The 19,860-nt window shown below is 68.1% G+C and carries 16 protein-coding genes; 13 read left to right on the forward strand and 3 right to left on the reverse strand.

Annotated elements, in window-relative coordinates; translation table 11 throughout:
* From ACFXNW_RS17285 to ACFXNW_RS17320, 8 genes are all read left to right on the forward strand, one after another.
* A complete protein-coding gene (locus ACFXNW_RS17285) occupies positions 1–738 on the forward strand; it encodes a YggS family pyridoxal phosphate-dependent enzyme (protein ID WP_379418695.1) in 738 nt (245 codons plus the stop codon).
* Positions 739–846: 108 nt separating this feature from the next.
* A complete protein-coding gene (locus tag ACFXNW_RS17290; RefSeq protein ID WP_379418696.1) occupies positions 847–993 on the forward strand; it encodes a hypothetical protein in 147 nt (48 codons plus the stop codon).
* Complete coding sequence (locus ACFXNW_RS17295; protein WP_379418697.1) at positions 993–1,760, forward strand: cell division protein SepF; 768 nt, start codon at positions 993–995, stop codon at positions 1,758–1,760. The genes ACFXNW_RS17290 and ACFXNW_RS17295 overlap by 1 nt, the downstream gene beginning before the upstream one ends.
* 89 nt (positions 1,761–1,849) lie before the next feature.
* Entirely contained in the window at positions 1,850–2,152 is a 303-nt protein-coding gene (locus ACFXNW_RS17300) for a YggT family protein (protein ID WP_163825257.1), read from the forward strand.
* A gap of 69 nt (positions 2,153–2,221) precedes the next feature.
* Complete coding sequence (locus tag ACFXNW_RS17305; protein ID WP_379418698.1) at positions 2,222–3,070, forward strand: DivIVA domain-containing protein; 849 nt, start codon at positions 2,222–2,224, stop codon at positions 3,068–3,070.
* A gap of 48 nt (positions 3,071–3,118) precedes the next feature.
* The gene (locus ACFXNW_RS17310; RefSeq protein WP_379418699.1) at positions 3,119–3,319 is read left to right on the forward strand and encodes a hypothetical protein; all 201 of its coding nucleotides are present in this window, start codon (positions 3,119–3,121) and stop codon (positions 3,317–3,319) included.
* Positions 3,320–3,648: 329 nt separating this feature from the next.
* On the forward strand, positions 3,649–6,798 hold the full coding sequence (gene ileS / locus ACFXNW_RS17315; RefSeq protein ID WP_379418700.1) for an isoleucine--tRNA ligase: 3,150 nt from the start codon (positions 3,649–3,651) through the stop codon (positions 6,796–6,798).
* Between the two features lie 416 nt (positions 6,799–7,214).
* Positions 7,215–7,760 (forward strand): C40 family peptidase, encoded by a 546-nt coding sequence (locus ACFXNW_RS17320; protein WP_379418701.1) that lies wholly within the window; start codon positions 7,215–7,217, stop codon positions 7,758–7,760.
* A gap of 73 nt (positions 7,761–7,833) precedes the next feature.
* Here ACFXNW_RS17320 and ACFXNW_RS17325 read toward each other — a convergent pair whose 3' ends face one another.
* The gene (locus tag ACFXNW_RS17325) at positions 7,834–8,709 is read right to left on the reverse strand and encodes a UTP--glucose-1-phosphate uridylyltransferase (protein WP_379418702.1); all 876 of its coding nucleotides are present in this window, start codon (positions 8,707–8,709) and stop codon (positions 7,834–7,836) included.
* Positions 8,710–8,943: 234 nt separating this feature from the next.
* Here ACFXNW_RS17325 and ACFXNW_RS17330 point away from each other — a divergent pair, with 234 nt between their 5' ends.
* The 4 genes from ACFXNW_RS17330 to ACFXNW_RS17345 all read left to right on the forward strand — a co-directional run bounded on the left by ACFXNW_RS17330 (position 8,944) and on the right by ACFXNW_RS17345 (position 15,027).
* Positions 8,944–9,156 (forward strand): hypothetical protein, encoded by a 213-nt coding sequence (locus ACFXNW_RS17330; RefSeq protein ID WP_379418703.1) that lies wholly within the window; start codon positions 8,944–8,946, stop codon positions 9,154–9,156.
* Positions 9,153–10,853 (forward strand): DNA polymerase IV, encoded by a 1,701-nt coding sequence (locus tag ACFXNW_RS17335; RefSeq protein WP_379418704.1) that lies wholly within the window; start codon positions 9,153–9,155, stop codon positions 10,851–10,853. Before ACFXNW_RS17330 ends, ACFXNW_RS17335 begins: the two co-directional genes overlap by 4 nt.
* Before the next feature lie 117 nt (positions 10,854–10,970).
* The gene (locus ACFXNW_RS17340) at positions 10,971–11,483 is read left to right on the forward strand and encodes a hypothetical protein (protein WP_379418705.1); all 513 of its coding nucleotides are present in this window, start codon (positions 10,971–10,973) and stop codon (positions 11,481–11,483) included.
* A 268-nt stretch (positions 11,484–11,751) separates the two neighbouring features.
* On the forward strand, positions 11,752–15,027 hold the full coding sequence (locus tag ACFXNW_RS17345) for an arabinosyltransferase domain-containing protein (RefSeq protein ID WP_379419078.1): 3,276 nt from the start codon (positions 11,752–11,754) through the stop codon (positions 15,025–15,027).
* A gap of 190 nt (positions 15,028–15,217) precedes the next feature.
* Here ACFXNW_RS17345 and ACFXNW_RS17350 read toward each other — a convergent pair whose 3' ends face one another.
* Both ACFXNW_RS17350 and rarD read right to left on the reverse strand, forming a co-directional pair.
* Positions 15,218–16,156, reverse strand: coding sequence for an ADP-ribosylglycohydrolase family protein (locus tag ACFXNW_RS17350; RefSeq protein WP_379418706.1), 939 nt, complete (start codon positions 16,154–16,156; stop codon positions 15,218–15,220).
* 161 nt (positions 16,157–16,317) lie between these two features.
* Positions 16,318–17,295, reverse strand: coding sequence for an EamA family transporter RarD (gene rarD, locus ACFXNW_RS17355; protein WP_379418707.1), 978 nt, complete (start codon positions 17,293–17,295; stop codon positions 16,318–16,320).
* Between the two features lie 83 nt (positions 17,296–17,378).
* Here rarD and ACFXNW_RS17360 point away from each other — a divergent pair, with 83 nt between their 5' ends.
* A complete protein-coding gene (locus tag ACFXNW_RS17360) occupies positions 17,379–19,802 on the forward strand; it encodes an HAD-IC family P-type ATPase (RefSeq protein ID WP_379418708.1) in 2,424 nt (807 codons plus the stop codon).
* Positions 19,803–19,860: the final 58 nt, after the last annotated feature.

Genomic DNA, 19,860 nt, shown 5'->3' on the forward strand with positions numbered 1-19,860 from the left:
ATGAGCACTGCTCAGACCCTCGACCGCCGCACCACCGAACTGGCCACCAATCTGGCCGGACTACTCGACCGCATCGATGTCGCCTGCGCCGCGGCCGGTCGTGATCCGGCGACGGTGCGACTGCTTCCGGTCACCAAATTCTTCCCCGCCGCGGACGTGGAGATCCTCTATAGCCTCGGCCGTCGCGAGTTCGGTGAATCACGTGAGCAGGAAGCCGCCGCGAAGGTGTCCGAACTCACCTCGCACCCAGATGTCCGCTGGCACATGATCGGTCGGCTGCAACGCAACAAGGCCAAGGCCGTGGCGCGGTGGGCGCACGCGGTGCACTCGGTGGACAGCGAACGACTGGCAACGGCCCTTGACGCCGGGGCCGCCGCCGCGCTGGACGCGGGGGAGCGCACCAGCGTGCTGGAGGTCCTCATCCAGGTGAGCCTGGACGAGGACCCGGCGCGCGGCGGAGTTGCTCCGGATGCTGTTGCGGCACTTGCCGATCAGATCGCGCAGGCGCCCGCATTGCGGCTGTCCGGCCTGATGGCGGTGCCGCCGCTGACGGCCGAACCGGACGCGGCCTTCGCGCGTCTGGCAGCCGTACACGCCGAGCTGACCGGAGCTCACCCCGGCGCGTCGGAATTGTCCGCCGGAATGTCGGGAGATCTGGAATCGGCGATCGGACACGGATCCACGTGTGTGCGTGTCGGTACCGCCCTCATGGGCGCTCGACCGATAACCTCGGCGTAGCAAAGAAACCTCATCAGTCACATTCGACACATATGCTGGGACCGACGAGGGGCTGAGCAAGACTTCAACACCCGGTGCGTCACCGGGGCCGAAGGAAGGTCGACCAGGATGAGCGAGCGAAGTGAGCGAGCGATACACACCGCCACCATCGTGGTCACGGCGGAGCCGAGCATCAGCAAGGGGGAGGCGATGAGCCATCGAGGGATACAGACCGCTGTGGTCGTGCCCGGAGCCAGGGTCAGCGAGGTGGAATGATGAGTACTCTGCACAAGTTCAAGGCCTACTTCGGCATGGTTCCGCTCGAGGATTACGAAGACGACTACGTCGACGATCGTGGCCCTCGGCCCATGGACGAGCGTGGCTCGCGGCGTCCCCGTGAGTACTCCGACCGTCCCGGCTACGGCGCCGACCGCTACGCCGACGATCGCTACGACGACGCCGAGTTCGAAGAACCGGCCTACAAGTCGCCGTACCAGGCCGGCTACCCGGCCGCGCGCCGCGACGACTACACGCCCGAGAGCTACGGCGAGGATCGCTACGAGGCGCCGCGCCGCCCCACGCGCATCGACGCCGCGGCGGGTGCGGGCCGGTTCCGCGCGGGCGGCGGCGCACCGATGATGCGTGGTGCCACCCGCGGCGCGCTCGCCGTCGACCCCGAGGCCGAGGAACGGCGACTGGAAGAGCGGATGCGTCCCGATCCTGTCGCCGCCCGCCGTCCTGCGATCTTCGAGGACGGAGGTCCCTTGTCCAAGATCACGACGCTGCGCCCGCGTGACTACAGCGAGGCCCGGATCATCGGCGAGCGGTTCCGTGAGGGCAACCCGGTGATCATGGACCTGGTCGATCTGAGCAATGCCGATGCGAAACGGCTGGTCGACTTCGCCGCAGGCCTGGCATTCGCGCTGCGTGGCTCGTTCGACAAGGTGGCGACCAAGGTGTTCCTGCTCTCACCCGCCGATGTCGACGTATCGGCCGAAGAACGCCGCCGTATCGCCGAAACAGGCTTCTACAACCAGAAATAGGACCATGAACCGGGGGGAGAGTCGGATGTGGGTCGAACCGCGCGGCGCGGTCATTTTGCGCGACGCCGATTTTGCGGCAGAGTGAGGTCGTGGCCTTGTTCGCGGTGCTGTACTTCGTGCTGTTCATCTTCTGGCTGTTGCTGATCAGCCGGGTGATCGTCGAGTTCATCCGTAGCTTTGCCCGTGACTGGCGCCCCAGTGGCATCGTGGTCATCATCCTGGAGGTGATCTTCACGATCACCGACCCTCCGGTGAAACTCCTGAGGCGGTTGATCCCACCGGTGTCATTGGGGGGAATTCGGCTCGATCTGTCGATAATGGTCCTGCTATTCATCGTCTTCATCCTGATGTCGATCGTGAGCAGGCTCGGGCAGCCGGTAGCCCCGGTGTGACAGAATGGGCCGAGGACACAGCTCGCCAGATCTGCTAGATCTCCAAAAGACGCGTGAAGGGATCCTTCCATGCCGCTGACCCCCGCCGATGTGCACAACGTCGCGTTCAGCAAACCGCCGATCGGGAAGCGCGGCTACAACGAGGACGAAGTAGACGCCTTCCTGGATCTCGTGGAGCAGGAGCTTTCGCGCCTGATCGAGGAGAACGCCGATCTGCGCCAGCGGGTTGCCGAGCTCGATTCCGAGCTGGCCGATGCGAAGAAGAATCGCGGTAGCGCGGCGGTTGCCACCGCGAAACAGCCGGTCCAGCAGGCACCTCCGCCGGAACCGGTGAAACCGCCGGTGCCAGTGGCGCCGCCGGCACCGATTGCTGCGCCCGCGCCGGCTGCCAAGGATCCCGCGGGCGCGGACTCGAACCTGCAGGCTGCCAAGGTCCTCAGCCTCGCCCAGGAGATGGCCGACCGCCTCACCAGCGACGCCAAGAGCGAGTCCGAGAGTTTGCTGTCGAATGCCCGGGCAAATTCCGAGCGACTCGTCGGCGATGCCCGGACCCGGTCCGAGGCGATGATCGCCGACGCCCGCCAGAAGTCGGACGCGATGCTGTCGGACGCGCAGACTCGCTCGGACAACCAGCTGCGTCAGGCCAAGGAGAAGGCCGACGCCCTGCAGGCCGACGCCGAGCGCAAGCACACCGAGATCATGGCGACCATCACCCAGCAGCGCAGCGTGCTGGAGAGCCGGATCGAGCAGCTCAAGACCTTCGAGCGCGAATACCGCGTGCGGCTGAAGTCCTACCTGGAATCGCAGCTCGAGGAGCTGGAGAACCGCGGTTCCGCGGTGCCTGTCGACGGCGGCGAGGCCTTCGACACCGCATCGAACAACCTCGCGCCCGCGTCGTTCGCCAAGGGTGGCAAATAGCCACACCCCAGACGCAGTCGGGCCGCCTGGCATCCCCTGGGGGTCACCATGCTCGTCTTGACGCTTGTCCTCGCCGCGATCGGCTTCGCCCTGCTGGTAGCAGCACTGACCACCGGTTCGGTGGTCTGGGCGTGGGGCTGCATCGTGGTGTGTGTGGTCGGTGCTGTGTTGTTGCTGGTGAGCGCGCTGTCGATGCGCAAACCCGAAGGTGACGACCTGCCGCCACAGGGCAGGCATGCCAAGCGCTGAGCATTTGCCGGTTCGTGCGGCCGCCTCATTGCGGCATCCGAAATACTGGTTTGACCGAACTGGTTAGAATCAAACATGAATACGGCGTCGATCCGGCCATCACCGGGGAGTCTTCGGAAGAACGGTGTGTACACCCCCGGTAGGGGTCATGGCGCGCTCATTAGAACCGAACGGGAGAGCCCGTCACAGCTCGTGACGAGAGGTCCGGCGCCGGTAGGGACGCCAGGACAAGCGGGGTGGTACCGCGGTTGCGGCGCATCGGGCGCCGGAGTCGTCCCCGTGCCGAGGAGACTGCGCTACGGCGCACGGGCACGAGGAGACGCACCGCGATGGCGGACGAGACTTCCAGTAGCAGCGCATATCCCCTCGTCGACCTCGGCGCCGGTCCTGGTGCGTCCTTCCCGGACCTGGAACGCGCCGTGCTCGACGTCTGGGCCGCCGACGACACCTTCCGCGCCAGCATCGACAACCGTGCGCAGGCAGGCGCTTCGGGCGACGAGGAGTTCGTCTTCTACGACGGCCCGCCGTTTGCCAACGGTCTGCCACATTACGGTCATTTGCTCACCGGATATGTGAAGGATCTGGTCCCGCGTTTCCAGACGATGCGCGGTAAGCGCGTCGATCGGCGATTCGGCTGGGACTGCCATGGACTTCCCGCGGAAATCGAAGCGGAAAAGCAGCTCGGTATCACGGACAAATCACAGATCGACGCTATGGGGCTCGCGGAATTCAATGCCGCGTGTAAAACATCTGTACTTCGGTATACCGGGGAATGGCGCGACTATGTCACCCGCCAGGCCCGCTGGGTCGACTTCGACAACGACTACAAGACCCTCGATCTCGACTTCATGGAGTCGGTCATGTGGGCGTTCAAGTCGCTGTACGACAAGGGCCTGATCTACCAGGGTTTCCGGGTGCTGCCCTACAGCTGGTACGAGCAGACCCCGCTGTCGAACCAGGAGACCCGCCTCGACGACGCCTACAAGATGCGCCAGGACCCGGCGGTCACTGTGGACATGGTGCTGCGCGTGCCGGCCGAGCATCCGCTGCACGACCTCGACGGCGCCAATGCCCTGATCTGGACCACGACGCCGTGGACGCTGCCGTCGAACCTGGCGGTCGCGGTGCACCCCGACGTGCGGTACGTGCATCTGCGGGTGGCCGACGGCAAGCGCTATCTGCTCGCCGCCGAACGGGTTTCGCACTACACCCGCGAGTTCGGCGAGGAGCCGGAGGTGCTCGCCGAGTACGACGGCGCCGCGCTGGTCGGGCTGTCCTACGAGCCGCCGTTCGACTTCTTCGTCGGCCACCCGAACGCGCACCGAGTGCTCGCGGCCGACTACGTCACCACCGACTCCGGTACCGGCGTGGTGCATCTGGCGCCCGCGTTCGGTGAGGAGGACATGGACGTCGCCTCGGCCAACGGCATCCAGATCGTGCAGCCACTGGATCCGGGCGGCAAGTTCACCTCGATGGTGCCGCCGTACGAGGGCCTGATGGTCTTCGACGCCAACCCGGTGATCATCAAGGACCTCAAGGCGGCCGGAAAGCTGCTGCGGCACGAGACCATCGAGCACTCCTACCCGCACAGCTGGCGCTCGGGTCAGCCGCTGATCTACATGGCGGTGCCGTCCTGGTTCGTGGCGGTCACCCAGTTCCGTGACCGGATGGTCGAGCTGAACAAGCAGATCACCTGGGTGCCCGAGCATATCCGCGACGGCCAGTTCGGCAAGTGGCTCGAAGGTGCGCGCGACTGGAACATCAGCCGGAACCGGTACTGGGGCAGTCCGATCCCGGTGTGGGTCTCCGACGATCCGGCCTATCCGCGCCTGGACGTCTACGGTTCGCTCGACGAACTCGAACGTGACTTCGGGGTGCGACCCACCGATCTGCACCGCCCGATGATCGATGAGCTCACCCGCCCGAACCCGGACGATCCGACCGGCAAGTCCACCATGCGCCGGGTGCCGGAGGTGCTCGACTGCTGGTTCGAGTCGGGCTCGATGCCCTACGCGCAGGTGCACTACCCGTTCGAGAACAAGGGCTGGTTCGACAGCCACTTCCCTGGCGACTTCATCGTCGAGTACAACGGCCAGACCCGCGGCTGGTTCTACACGCTGCACGTTCTGTCCACGGCGCTGTTCGACAGCCCGGCGTTCAAAACCGTTGCCGCGCACGGCATCGTGCTCGGTGACGACGGGCTGAAGATGAGCAAGTCCAAGGGCAACTACCCGGACGTGAAGGAGGTGTTCGACCGCGACGGCTCCGATGCGATGCGCTGGTTCCTGATGAGCTCGCCGATCCTGCGCGGCGGCAACCTCATCGTCACCGAGCGCGGCATCCGCGAGGGCGTGAGCCATGCACTGCGCCCGCTGTGGAACGCGTGGACGTTCCTGCAGCTCTACGCCTCGAAACCGGGTGTGTGGCGCACGGATTCGGCGCATGTGCTCGATCGCTACATCCTGGCCAAGCTCGCCGCGACCAGGGACGCGGTCACCGAGGCGCTCGAGGTCTACGACATCGCGGGTGCCTGCGATGAGCTGCGCACCTTCGCCGACGCGCTGACCAACTGGTACGTGCGCCGGTCGCGGTCGCGGTTCTGGGAAGAGGATCGCGATGCCGTCGACACCCTGCACACGGTGCTGGAGGTGACCAGCAGGCTGGCGGCTCCGCTGCTGCCGTTGATCTCCGAGGTGATCTGGCGTGGGCTGACCGGTGGTCGTTCGGTGCATCTGACCGATTGGCCCGCAGGCGACGAGCTGCCGCACGATCCGGAGCTGGTCGAGGCGATGGACGAGGCGCGCACGGTGTGCTCGACGGTGCTGGGCCTGCGCAAGGCCCAGAACCTGCGGGTGCGGTTGCCGTTGGCGGAGGTGACCATCGCCGCCGGTGACGCCGAGCGGCTGGCGCCCTACGCCGACATCATCGCCGACGAAGTGAACGTCAAGAAGGTGGATCTGACCACCGACGTCGCCGTGCACGGGCGGTTCGAGCTGGTCGTCAACGCGCGCGCCGCGGGCCCACGTCTCGGCAAGGACGTGCAGACGGTGATCAAGGCGGTCAAGGCCGGTGAGTGGTCGGAGAATGCCGACGGCGTGGTGAGCGCGGCCGGGATCGAACTGCTGCCCGAGGAGTACACCCAGCGCCTGGTGGCGGCCGAACCGGAGTCCACCGCGGCCCTGCCCGGCAATGCCGGCCTGGTCGTGCTGAACTCGGTGGTCACCGAGGAGCTGGAGGCCGAGGGCTGGGCGCGCGACCTGATCCGCGATCTGCAGGAGACCCGCAAGTCGCTCGGGCTCGAGGTCTCCGACCGGATCACGGTGGTGCTCGAGGTGCCTGCCGACCGGCAGGACTGGGCGCAGACCCATCGTGATCTGATCGCAGGCGAAATCCTGGCTACCGAGCTGACCTTCGGCGCCGCGGGTGCCGGCGCGGCCGATTTGGTCGGCGGAGTCCGCGCTTCGGTCGCCAAGGCCTGAGCGAGCCCGGTGGGGCGGTGGGTGCATTCCGCCGCCCACACCGGCTCGCGCCCTGAAATATCGACGGCTGGGCCTGTTGTCTCTGCTGGCTACGGCCCCTTCGAGATCGGGTGGGCGCATCGGCGGCGGTGTGGGTGCGGAAGCTCGCCGGATCGCCGGCGCAGCAGCCGGGCGGTATGTGTGTCGCGTCGGCGACCACCCGAGCTGCACCACGTCGCGTCTGGATAGTGATGCAAATCACACACTGGGTATTTGCTGAACCTGTGGTGCGCGCATTTTCGGCGCGGCACAATCGGGCTGTTGCTGCTGGGGCACATGATTCCACTGGTGCCGCAGTGACTATCGGTACGGATTGTTCTACCTGATACGCGTCCCGGTGGGCGGCTCGTCGGCCGGGCCGACCGAAGGGCGAGCACGTGACGAGAACTCCACTTCGCCGGATCATCACCGGCTTCTGCTTCGCCGCCCTCGCGGCATCCCTGCTGGCCGGGCCCGCCGTGGCTGCGCCCGCTACCGGAAGCTCCTCCGGAAGCGGCGACTCCGGGTCGTCGTCGGGCTCCGGATCGGGTTCCGGTTCCGGCAGTTCCAGCGGTTCGGCCGCGCTACCGCTGCCGAGCGCGGCCGGGCTCGGCGCGCTCGCGGCGGCCGTCACCCAAACCGGCAAGCCCTACGAATGGGGCAGTGAGGGCCCCCATTCGTGGGACTGCTCGGCACTGGTCCAATGGGCATACGGGCAGGTCGGGGTGCGGCTGCCGCGCACCACCTGGGAGCAGGCCGAGGTGGGTGCCACCGTTCCGCGGTACGCACTGTCGCCCGGCGATGTGGTGATCCTCAACGCCGACGCCTCACATGTCGGGATCTACGCCGGATTCGGCCAGATCTTCAACGCCTACGGGCGTGGCGTCCCGGTCGGGCTCGCCCCGCTGAGTCAGTTCGAGATCTACAGCATCCGGCGCTTCTGACCGCACCGACGGCCAGGGTCGCCAGGGTAGGTCCCGGCGGCCCTGGCCGTGCTCGATGCCGTGACGCGCGCGATCAGTCGACGAGCTGGCGCAGCCGCGGACCGTAGTCGGGATGGGCCAGCGCCGAGGCGAACTGGGCCACCAGATAGTCGGCGGGATTGCCGGTGTCGTACCAGCGGCCCTGGATGACCTGCCCGTAGACGGCATGCGCGGTGGCGAAGGAGTTGATGGCGTCGGTGAGGTAGACCTCGCCGGTGCGGTGGGTGTACCAGCGCTCGGTCTGCTGGCGCAGTTCCTCGATGATGCCGGGGGTCACCACGTACCCGCCGATCGCCGCGTACGCCGACGGCGCGTCCTTCGGCTTGGGCTTCTCCATCAGCCCGGAAATGCGCAACAGGCCGTTGTCGAGATCCTCGTGCACCATCGGCACGCCGTAGCGTTGCGATTCGTTCGGGTCCATCGGCATCAGCGCCAGCACCGGGCATCCGGTGGTCTCGTAGGCGGTGATCAGCTGCTGGGCGCGCGGTACGTCGGCGACGAAGACGTCGTCGGGCCACAGCACCAGCATGGGCTCGTCGCCCATCGCGCGGGCGGCGTTGAGCACCGGGGTGCCGTTGCCGTAGGGGCCGTGCTGGTCCAGGTAGGTGATGTGGCCGGCCCGCGAGAGCTCGCCCACCTCCTCGACCGCGTCGGCGTAGGCGGTCTTCCCGTCGGCGCGCAACTGCGCCACCAGCGCCGGATTGGGCCGGAAGTGGTCCTGGATGAGCGATTTGCCGCCGCTGACCACGATGGTGATATCGGTGATCCCGGAAGCGACCAGTTCACGCACGGTGTGCTCGATCACCGGCTTGTCGCCGACCGGCAGCATCTCCTTGGGGATCGCCTTGGTCAGCGGTAGCAGGCGGGAACCGATACCGGCAGCGGGAATCACAGCCTTGCGGATCATCATGGACCGATCATCACATATCCGGGCCCGCGACGAGTCCGATCCCCGGGCCGAATCGGCGGTTCCCCGGTGTTGGGCCCGCGGTAATCAGGGCTGGTCACGAGCCTTTCGGTGGGAGTCGGGGGTGAGCGGGAATCCACAGACAATCCACAGCGACGGACCGGCATCCGACCGGCGTCCCCGGGTCATGCACCTGATGCGCGCAATCTGTCGGTGCTCGCGCGTAGATTCCGGGCCATGCACGCCAGTCCGGGGACCGTCACCGACCGCGGTACGTCGCATCCGGGTCCCGGCCTGATCGGCGCTGGGCCGGCGCTCGACCGGACCGGCAGCGCCATCGCGCACGTCGACCCGAGGTGCGCTGATCGCGCGCGGATCGTCGAGGTCGGCGTACGGCCGGTGCGCGGAAGCCGCGCCGGGGCCAGCCAACCGCCGGCGAAACTCTGGTGAGCGGTCAGCATCCGGCCGCGTCCACCGGCCCTGCGGCCGATCCGGGTGCGGTCACTTCCCGGCGGTGGGTATTGCACATCGATATGGACGCGTTCTTCGCCTCCTGCGAACAACTCACCCGACCGACCTTGCGCGGCAGGCCGGTGCTCGTCGGCGGTACCGGCGGACGGGGCGTTGTTGCCGGAGCCAGCTACGAGGCACGGGTCTACGGGGCCCGGTCGGCGATGCCGATGCATCAGGCCCGGCGGCTGGTCGGGGTGAGGGCGGTGGTCGTGCCGCCGCGCGGTGCGGTGTACGGGGTGGTGAGCGGGCGGGTGTTCGACGCGCTGCGCAACCGCATCCCGGTGCTGGAGACGCTGTCGTTCGACGAGGCGTTCGGCGAGCCAGAGGAACTGGCGGGCGCCTCGGTGACGCGAGTGCACGAATTCTGTGCCGAGCTGCGGGCACTGGTGCGCGAACGCACCGGATTGGTCGCCTCGGTGGGCGCGGGCACGGGCAAACAGCTCGCCAAGATCGCCTCCGGACTGGCCAAACCCGACGGCATCCGGGTGGTCTCGCCCGCCGAACAACAGCAGATGCTTGCCGCGCTGCCGGTGCGCAAACTGTGGGGGATCGGCCCGGTGGCCGACGCCAAGCTGCGCTCGCTCGGCATCGAGACCGTCGGCGCGTTCGCGGCGCTACCGGAGGCGGAGGCGGTATCGATCCTCGGCTCCAGTATCGGGGCCGCGCTGCACCGGCTGGCGCGCGGAATCGACGACCGGCCCGTCGCCGAACGGGCCGAGGCCAAACAGATCAGCGCCGAAACCACCTTCGAACACGACATCGTCACCCTGGACCGGCTGCGCCCGGCAATCGGCGACATGGCCGCGGCCGCGCATCGGCGCCTCGACCGCGACGGTCGCGCCGCCCGCACCGTGGTGCTCAAGCTCAAGAAGTCCGATATGAGCATCGTCACCAGGTCCTTCACCCTGCCGTATGCCACCGAGGACCTCGCCACCCTCACCGCCGCCGCGCAACGCTCCGCGATCGACCCGCAGGAACTCGGCCCCATTCGCCTGGTCGGTGTCGGTTACGCGGGTCTGTCGGACGTACGCCAGGAATCGCTGTTCCCGGAACTGGACCGGATGCCGGAGCTCGGAACGGCCGTTCGCGACGATGCGCTGGTTGTCGAGGAGCCCGTCTTCACCACGGCCGCCGAACGCAACAGCCGCACGGGGTCCTCGCCCACTGCCGACGAGGGCGCCGCGTCGCCTGTCGGTGCGCTGCCTGGCCGGTTGGTCGAGACGGTGCAGCTCGGCGTCGGTGGCGCGGCGCTGCCGAGCGGCGAATCCGCGCATCCCGCAACGCCGGGCGCCGAACGCGCCGCCGAACCGCTCGCGGCGTCAGCGGGCGGCGTGGTGCGGGAGACCGACGCACACCGATCGCCGGTTCGGTCGGGGTCGACCGGTGTCGCCGAGGCGTCGACGGCCGGTGCCCTCGCCCATGACAACGACCTCCACCAGCAGGAACGCGTTCCGTGGCAACCGGGGGCCGACGTGCGGCATCCGGACTTCGGGCACGGCTGGGTGCAGGGTGCGGGGCATGGGCGGGTGACGGTGCGGTTCGAGACGCGCTCGACGGGGCCGGGTCCGGCGCGTACGTTCGCGGCAGAGGATCCCGGTTTGTCCCGGGCCGATCCGCTGTCGAGTCTGGACTGACGAGTGCTTGCCGGTCCGACCGGCGGGTAGCCTTGGTGACTCGTGCAGCGTCGCCGGTCGGGCGGGGCTGCCATAGTGCCAACGACACAACCCCACTCGAACGCAAAGGACGAGCAGTTGAAGCTTCGTAAGACCGGACGCATCGCCATCGCGGGCCTGGCCGTCGCCGCCGCGCTGACCATGACCGCGTGTGGTAGCGACGACAAGGATTCGGACAAGCCGGCCAAGTCCACCACCACGAGCCAGTCGACGACCGCCGACGCCGCTGACGCCGACCTGCCGCCGGTCCCCACCGTCGATGAGCTCAACGCCCAGCTGCAGCGCGCGCTCGACCCGAATGTGCCCAACGAAGAGAAGCTGGACATGATTCAGGGTGCTGAGGCCGACCCGAACCTGCCGACCACGCTGACGCAGGCCTACCAGCAGTCCGGCGCCAAAATCGTGGTGACCGAGGTGGTGCCCTACGGTGACACCGTCAACGCCACGGCCACCATCACCCTGGGCGGACAGGACAACCCGGCGAATGTGCCATTCGTGGCCGAGGATGGCAAGTGGAAGGTCGAGAAGACCTGGGCCTGCAACATGCTGACCGCAGTCAAATTGACGTCCCCGGCCTGCCCGGCGGCCTGACCGGCATCCCGGACTGAACAGCGGCCGCTGCCCGACATGGGCACCGGCCGCTGCTCTGTCTGCGTACGAATTGCCCCAACGGCACCGGGCGAGCCGCGGACAGCCACCGGGCCGGCCAAGGAGTTACGGCGCGCCCCCGATCGCAGGTGCACGGCTCCCACCCGGCTCAGCTGAATGCGCTGGTGGCCGATAGCGTGCTGCACCACCTCTCGGCACCGAGACTGCCCCACAGCACTACCCGCTAGTATCGGGCTCCGTGGCTGACACGATGGTGTGGGCGGGCGAGCGGCCCGGCGAGACGACCGAACCCCGTCCGGCGCAACCCGATCGTGGTGGCTGGGCTCGGCCGGTCGCCATTGTCGCCGCACTCATCGGCGCGCTGTGCGCGCTTGCCGTGCCGTTCCTGCCGGTGCGCATGGATGCGGCCACCGTCAGCTGGCCGCAGGACGAGGCAGCGCGCAGTATCGAAGCTCCGCTGGTGTCCTACGCCCCGATCGGGCTGACCGCCGAGATCCCGTGCGCCGCGATCTCGCAGCTGGCCGGATCCGGCGGTGTCGTGTTCTCGACCATTCCGCGCCAGTCGGCGGATATGGAGCGCTATGGCTTCGTCCTCAAGGTGGTCGCCGATACGCCCGAACGCCCCGGCCGCGTCGATGCCGTCTCGCGCAACACGCTGCTGTGGTCGGCGCCGCTGGCCGAGGTCCGCGACCAGGGCTGCGCACTAGCGATCAACGTCTCGAATACCCGGTCCGAGATCGCGGTGACCGGTGCGGGGCCGGCGGGCGCGGTCACCGAGCGCGATGTGCGACCGCAGGTCGTCGGTGTTTTCAGCGATTTGGCCGGCGCCGCTCCAGAGGGCATGCGCGTCGACGTCGAGGTCGACTCGCGGTATGCCACGTCGCCGACCCCGATCAAGCTCGTCGTCATCGTGCTCGCTGTGCTGGCGACGCTGGTATCGCTGGTGGCATTGCACCGGCTCGACCGCACCGACGGGCGCTCGTCCCGGCGGTTCCTGCCGTCGCGCTGGTGGCGGCTGAAGCCGGTCGACTGGGTCGTGTTCGCGACGCTGCTGGTGTGGCATTTCATCGGCGCCAACACCTCCGACGACGGCTATATCCTCGGGATGGCGCGCGGCGCCCAGAGTTCGGGCTATATGTCGAACTACTACCGCTGGTTCTCCGTCGACGAGGCGCCGTTCTACACGCCCTACACCGACATCATCGGCTGGATGACGAACGTGTCGGTCGCCAGCACGTGGGTGCGGCTGCCGGTGCTGCTGTCGGCGCTGGTCTGCTGGTGGGTGATCAGCCGTGAGGTGATACCGCGCCTCGGCGCGGCGGTGCGTGGCAGCAAGATCGCGGTCTGGACCTCGGCGCTGGTGTTCCTGGCGTTCTGGCTGCCCTACAACAACGGTCTGCGCGCGGAGTTCGTGGTGGCGACCGGCGTGATCCTCACCTGGGCGTCGGTCGAGCGGGCCATCGCCACCCGGCGGCTGCTGCCCGCGGCGCTGGCGATTCTCATCGCGGCGATGACCTTGACCGCCGCACCATCGGGCGTGATCTGTGTGGCCGCCTTGATCGCCGGTGCGCGCGCCATGACGGCGGTGATCGTGCATCGCGCCAAGACCGTCGGCTACCTGGCGCAGCTGCTGCCGTTGCTTGCGGTCGGTGTGGTCGTGCTGACCGTGATCTTCGCCGACCGGACCTTCACCGCGTTCACCGAGATGCTGTACGTGCACGACCGGATCGGTCCCGGCGAATCCTGGTTCTTCGAATACCTGCGCTATCAGTACCTGATCCAGCCCAGCGGTGACGGCTGGCTCACGCGCCGTTTCGGTGTGTTCCTGATGTTGCTGTGCCTGCTGGTCTGTGTGGTCACCATGCTGCGCCGCGGCGGGCACATCCCCGGCACGGCGGCCGGGCCGTCGCGCCGCATCATCGGCATCACCTTCGGGGCCATGCTGCTGATGATGTTCGCGCCGACCAAGTGGAATCACCAGTTCGGCGTGTTCGCAGGCCTTGCTGCCTGCGCCGCGGCGCTGACCGCTGTCGCCGTGAGCGCGAAGGTCATGCGCCCGGTGCGCAACCGGGCGTTGTTCGCGGCTGCGGTTTTCTTCACCCTTGCCATGAGTTTCGTTGCCGCCAACGGCTATTGGTACGTGTCGTCGTGGGGCATCCCGTGGTGGGACAAGCCACCAACGGTCGCGGGCTTCGGCCTCTCGACGTTCCTGATGGGCCTGACGGTGCTCGCACTGGCGGTGGCCGCCTGGTTCCATATCCGGCCGAGTACCGAACCGGCGCCGGATTCGGTGCCCGGACGCTTCGCCCGGGTGCCGGTGCTGATGATCGTGGCCGCCGCGATGGTGGTGTTCGAAGTGGCCTCGTTCGCCAAGGCCGCCGTCTCCCAGTACCCGGCGTACTCGCTGGCGAAATCGAATCTGGCCGCGACCTTCTCGGGCGGCTGCGGGCTCGCCGACGATGTGCTCGTCGAACCGGATCCGAACGCGTCGATGCTGCGTCCGCTCTCCGGTGATCCCGCCACCGCGCTGGCGGGCAGCGAATCGGCCGGGTTCACGCCCAACGGCGTTGCCCCGGTGCTGGTCTCCGAGGAGGTCGAAACCAGCACCGGCCGGGCCAATACGGTGTCCTCGGATCCGGACGAGATCCGCGATGCACAAGCATCGGCGGGGTCGACCTCCGATACCTCGACCGGTAGCGGTGTGAACGGCAGCAGCGTCCCGTTGCCGTTCGGACTCGAACCGGCCACCACCCCGGTGCTCGGTACCTTCAGCGCCGCCGACCAGGTTCCGGCCGCACTGACCACCGGCTGGTATCAGCTACCAGCTGCCGTCGACGGCAGCCGCGGCGACATCATCGCCGTCGCGGTGGCGGGCCGGATCCGTTCGGTGGACGCCGACGGTGTGGAGCGCCCGGGCCAACGGCTCGAACTCGAATACGGGGCCACCCAGCCCGACGGCAGCGTGGCACCGCGTGGCATGATCCTGCCGCTCGATATCGGCCCCGCGCCGGTGTGGCGCAATGTGCGCGTCCCGCTGGATCAGCTGCCCGGTGACGCCGATGTGGTGCGCCTTGTCGCCGAGGACAAGGATCTCGGCGGTGACCAGTGGCTGGCCGTCACCCCGCCGCGGGTACCGCAGACGACCACGATCAATGAGCTGCTCGGCGCGCAGACCCCGGTGCTGCTGGACTGGTCGGTGGGGCTGAACTTCCCCTGCCAGAACCATCTGCCCACCCGCTACGGCGTCTCCGAACTGCCGCAGTACCGGATCCTGCCCGACCGCGGCGGCGCCTCCATCACCAATATGTGGCAGGCCCACGACGGTGGCGGGCCGCTCGGCTGGACCCAGCTGCTGTTCACCGCACGGACTTTGCCCGCCTACCTGAACCACGACTGGGACAAGGACTGGGGCTCGATCGAGCAGTTCATCCCGATGGACTCCGACGCCGAAGCCGCGCGGATTTCGGTCGAGCAGGTCAGGCGCTCGGGTACCTGGACGCCGGGCCACATCATCACCTCGTACTGAGGCCGGTTGCGGAGGGCGGCGCGTTGCCCCCACCGCAACCCCGCCGGGCTCGGTCGCCTGGTACGTGCATGCCGCCGACCCCGACCGATAGCCGCTGATCCCGAACCCCGGGGCACCGCTTGGCGCCCCGGGGTTCGGTGGACAGTGCTCGGTGACCGACGACCAAGGCCATCGCGCACCGACCCCAGGTTTATGCGCGTGTCGGCTGTCCCGCGTTCTTCAGCACGATCCGATGTGCAAGCGCAACCAGATCGTCGCCGGTCAACCCCGGGTACCCGTGCAAGATCTCGCGCCACCCCGACGGCACCGCCGACGCACCCCAGCGCGCACCGAGCAGCGCACCGGCGATGGCGGCGGTGGTGTCGGTATCGCCGCCGGCCCGCACACACTGTTCCAGCGCGCGCGGAAGATGTTCGGGCCCCGACTGTTCGGTGGTGCTGATCGCCCACCACGCGGTCTGTAAAGCGTGCACCACCCAGCCGTTCTTCGGGAAGTCTTGCGGGGCCCCGGTTTCGGCCTGTTCGAGCAGCGGCATCCAATAGTCGGCGGCGGCGCAGGTTGCGGCGTACTGGCGAACGCCGTCGAAGCTCGCCTCCAGGATGGCGTGCCGGATGGCATGGCTCCACATTTTGCAGGCTTCGATGGCCTGTTGGTCATGATGGGTGAGCAGGCCGATCGCGCCCGCCGCCCGGGTGCATTCCTCCGGCCGGGTGAGGAAGGCCAGCGCGACCGGCCCGGTGCGCATGAGGGAGCCGTTGCCGCCGGTCAGCCCGGGCAAGGACATGGCGACTGCTTGCATATCGCGTGCGGATGCCGGTCCCGCACCGAGCACCTTCGAGGTCTGCACCCCGACGTCCGGCGGCTGCGAATCCCACCATCGCATGAACCCCGCCGCCACCTCGTCCAGATCGATGCCCCCCTCGGACTTGTCGGCGGCCAGCGCGATCGCCATCGCCATCGAGGTGTCGTCGGTCCATTGGCCCGGCGCCCAGTCGAAGACGCCGCCGCCGACCATGCCGATCTCCGAGTCGGGGCCGGGATGGGTGAATTCATAGCCTGCGCCTAGCGCGTCACCGGCGGCGCTGCCAACTAGTGCTCCCGCGGCCCGGTCCAGGATCTCGTCGTTCACAGCCGTCTCGACCTCCGATATCAGTGCGTTCCATGGTGATCCCGCCGCCGATGCCGGGATCGAATCGCGCAGAATCTAACCGAAACGAGCTCGTCGCGCCCCTTTTCTGTGCGGTTTCACAGTCGGTATGGCGGCCGGAGCGATCGTTGCCCTGACGAACCTCAGCGCGGAGTCGGGCCCAGGTCGGGGCCGCCGACTGCCGGTTCGGCCGGTTCGGGCGGGGTGGAACGTCCGCGGCCGCGGACCAGCGCGTGCACGGTGAATACCGCCAGCGCTGCCCAGATGAGTGCGAAACCGGCCCATCGCGAGGCCGGCATCGGTTCACCGGCGACGGCGACGCCCCATGCCAACTGTAAAGCGGGGGTGAGGTATTGCAGGAGGCCCATCGTCGACAGCGGGACCCGTTGCGCGGCAACCGCGAACAGCAGCAACGGGACCAGTGTGACCGGCCCGGTCGACATCAGCAGCGCGGTATCGGAGAAGTCACCGCCGAAGGTGCCCCGTCCGGTGACGGCGAGCACGATCACGAACATCAGCGCGAACGGCGCCGCGATCAGGCCTTCGGCCGCCACCCCGCGCAGCGCGTCCAGGGGGATCACCTTCTTGACCAAGCCGTAGATGGCGAACGAACACGCCAGCGTGATCGCGATGAGCGGCGGCCTGCCGTAATCGACGGTGAGCACCGCGACCGCCGCAGCGCCGAGCCCGAGTGCCACCCACTGCGCGCCGGCCAGCCGCTCCCGGAAGATGATCACCCCGAACGCCACCGTCACCAGCGGATTGATGAAGTAGCCGAGGGCGCATTGCACGACCTGTTCGGAGATGACGCCGTAGACGTACACACCCCAGTTCAGCGAGATCGCCGCCGACGCCACCGCCGCGTAACGCCAGGTGCTTGCCGAGATCTGACGCAGCTCACCCAGCCTGCCCACCGCGACCAACACGATCAGCACCACCACCAGGGTCCACAGAATGCGTTGGGCGAGCACTTCGGTGGCGGGGGCGAAGGCCAGCAGACCGAAGAAGGCAGGGAACGCGCCCCAGGACGCATACGCCCCGATACCGAAGCCAACACCTGGGATCGACTCGGTCCGCCGCACTCGTCCGACGGTACTTCGCCCTGACCTGTACCGCCGCATCATGTCCGGCGGTGCGCGCCGACCGGGCCGGGCACACCGCCGATGGCGGGCTGCGCGATCGGCCGTCGCTTAGGCTGGCAGCCATGTCGATATCCGTGCAGGCGCCGCGTTCGACCGGGCTGACCGCTGCCGAGGTGGCCGAGCGCCGTCGTGACGGCCGCACCAACGATGTGCCCGACCGGGCCAGCCGCTCGGTGCGCGACATCGTCCGCGCCAATGTCTTCACCAGGATCAACGCCATCCTCGGCGTGCTGTTCGTGCTGGTGATGGCCACCGGGTCGGTGATCGACGGCATGTTCGGTCTGCTCATCGTCGCCAACAGCGCGGTCGGCATCATTCAGGAGATCCGCGCCAAACGCACCCTCGATCAGCTGGCCATCGTCAGCCAGGCCAAGCCGACGGTGCGCCGCGACGGCAGTTCCGAGCAGATCGCGCCGAAGGATGTGGTGCTCGACGAGCTGATCGAGCTCGGCCCCGGCGATCAGATCGTGGTCGATGGTGAGGTCACCGAATCCGAGCTGCTCGAGGTCGACGAATCGCTGCTCACCGGTGAAGCCGACGCGGTGCACAAGGAGCTGGGCGCGCAGGTCCTCTCGGGCAGCTATGTGGTGTCGGGATCCGGTGCCTACCGGGCCACCAAGGTCGGCCGGGATGCCTACGCGGCCAAACTGGCCGAGGAGGCCAGCAAATTCACCCTGGTCAATTCCGAACTGCGCAATGGCATCAACACCATTCTCAAGGTCATCACCTACCTGCTGATCCCAGCCGGTGCGTTGATCATCTACAACCAGCTGTTCTCCAGTGGTCAGCCGTGGCGGCCGGCGGTCAGCGGCATGGTGGCGGCGCTGGTGCCGATGGTCCCCGAGGGCCTGGTGCTGATGACCTCGATCGCGTTCGCCGTCGGTGTGGTGCGGCTCGGCCGGCGCCAATGCCTGGTGCAGGAATTGCCCGCGATCGAGGGTCTGGCCCGGGTCGATGTGGTGTGTGCGGACAAGACCGGCACCCTGACCGAGAACGGTATGCGCCTGGCCGATATCAAGGTGCTGGGCTCGGCCGACGACGCCGAGGTGCGCCGGGCGCTGGCCGCCATGGCCGGCGACGATCCGCGGCCCAATGCCAGCGTGCAGGCGATCGCCGAGGGACTGCCCGACCGGCCGAACTGGCAGTACACCGCGGTCGCGCCGTTCTCCTCGGCCAAGAAATGGAGCGGGTTCTCCTACGGCGAGCACGGTGACTGGCTGCTCGGCGCGCCGGATGTGCTGCTGGATCCTGGTTCGGAGGATGCGCGGATGGCCGAGGATCTCGGCGCGTCCGGGCTGCGCATCCTGTTGCTCGCGCGCGGGGACCGTCCCGTCGACGCGCCGGACGCGCCCGGCACCGTGACTCCGGCCGCGCTGGTGGTGCTGGAGCAGAAGGTGCGCCCGGACGCCCGCGAGACGCTGGACTATTTCGCGAGCCAGAACGTGTCGATCAAGGTCATCTCCGGCGATAACGCGGTGTCGGTCGGTGCGGTGGCCTCCTCGCTCGACCTGCCCGGCGGCGACCATGCGGTCGATGCGCGCGGACTGCCGGAGGACCGTGCGGCGCTCGCCGACGTGCTCGATGAACAGACCACCTTCGGCCGAGTGCGCCCCGATCAGAAACGTGCCATGGTCGGCGCGCTGCAATCACGCGGGCATACCGTCGCCATGACCGGTGACGGCGTGAACGATGTGCTCGCGCTCAAGGACGCCGATATCGGCGTCGCGATGGGCTCGGGTAGCCCCGCCACCCGCGCGGTGGCCCAGATCGTGCTGCTGGACAACAAGTTCGCGACCCTGCCATATGTGGTGGGTGAGGGCCGCCGGGTGATCGGCAATATCGAGCGGGTCTCGAATCTGTTCCTCACCAAGACCGTGTACTCGGTGCTGCTGGCATTCCTGGTCGGCCTGGCCGGTATCGGCTCGCAGATCTTCGATTACGAGCCGATCGGGTACCCGTTCCTGCCGCGCCACGTCACCATCGCCGCCTGGTTCACCATCGGCATTCCGGCGTTCATCCTGTCGCTGGCACCGAACAACGAGCGGGCGCGCACCGGTTTCGTCGGCCGGGTGATGCGGTTGGCGATCCCGTCGGGTGTGGTGATCGGTGTGGCCACGTTCGTGGCCTATCTGATCGCCTACGCGGGGCCGGAGGCCACCGAGGAGCAGACCGTGCAGGCGGGCACCACCGCGCTCATCACGCTGATCATGATCGCGGTCTGGGTGCTTGCCATCGTGGCGCGGCCCTACGTGTGGTGGAAGGTGGTGCTGCTCGCGACGTCGGTGCTGGCCTACCTGCTGCTGTTCAGCATTCCGTTCACCAGGGAGTTCTTCAAGCTCGACCCGTCCAACGTTTCGCTGACCACCGCCGCGTTGATCTGCGGTGCGGTGGGCATCGTGTTGGTCGAGGCGGCCTGGTGGGTCACCGCCTCACTGCGCGATGAGGAGCACAAGCTCATCCCCGCGTCCCCCGGCGGCGCCGCCTGAGCGACGTGCGGCACCTGGCTGAGGGTGGATGCCCCAGCCAGGGCACGCGTAGCGGTCG

This window comes from Nocardia sp. NPDC059180 (assembly GCF_042754945.1).
In the GTDB taxonomy this organism is placed as follows: domain Bacteria; phylum Actinomycetota; class Actinomycetes; order Mycobacteriales; family Mycobacteriaceae; genus Nocardia.

Bases quoted from the DNA above. Each gene is read 5' to 3' on its own strand.
- ACFXNW_RS17285 (WP_379418695.1), top strand. From the start codon at position 1: ATGAGCACTGCTCAGACCCTCGACCGCCGCACCACCGAACTGGCCACC.
- ACFXNW_RS17290 (WP_379418696.1), top strand. From the start codon at position 847: ATGAGCGAGCGAAGTGAGCGAGCGATACACACCGCCACCATCGTGGTC.
- ACFXNW_RS17295 (WP_379418697.1), top strand. From the start codon at position 993: ATGAGTACTCTGCACAAGTTCAAGGCCTACTTCGGCATGGTTCCGCTC.
- ACFXNW_RS17305 (WP_379418698.1), top strand. From the start codon at position 2,222: ATGCCGCTGACCCCCGCCGATGTGCACAACGTCGCGTTCAGCAAACCG.
- ACFXNW_RS17310 (WP_379418699.1), top strand. From the start codon at position 3,119: ATGCTCGTCTTGACGCTTGTCCTCGCCGCGATCGGCTTCGCCCTGCTG.
- ileS (WP_379418700.1), top strand. From the start codon at position 3,649: ATGGCGGACGAGACTTCCAGTAGCAGCGCATATCCCCTCGTCGACCTC.
- ACFXNW_RS17325 (WP_379418702.1), bottom strand. From the start codon at position 8,709: ATGATGATCCGCAAGGCTGTGATTCCCGCTGCCGGTATCGGTTCCCGC.
- ACFXNW_RS17330 (WP_379418703.1), top strand. From the start codon at position 8,944: ATGCACGCCAGTCCGGGGACCGTCACCGACCGCGGTACGTCGCATCCG.
- ACFXNW_RS17345 (WP_379419078.1), top strand. From the start codon at position 11,752: ATGGTGTGGGCGGGCGAGCGGCCCGGCGAGACGACCGAACCCCGTCCG.
- rarD (WP_379418707.1), bottom strand. From the start codon at position 17,295: ATGCGGCGGTACAGGTCAGGGCGAAGTACCGTCGGACGAGTGCGGCGG.
- ACFXNW_RS17360 (WP_379418708.1), top strand. From the start codon at position 17,379: ATGTCGATATCCGTGCAGGCGCCGCGTTCGACCGGGCTGACCGCTGCC.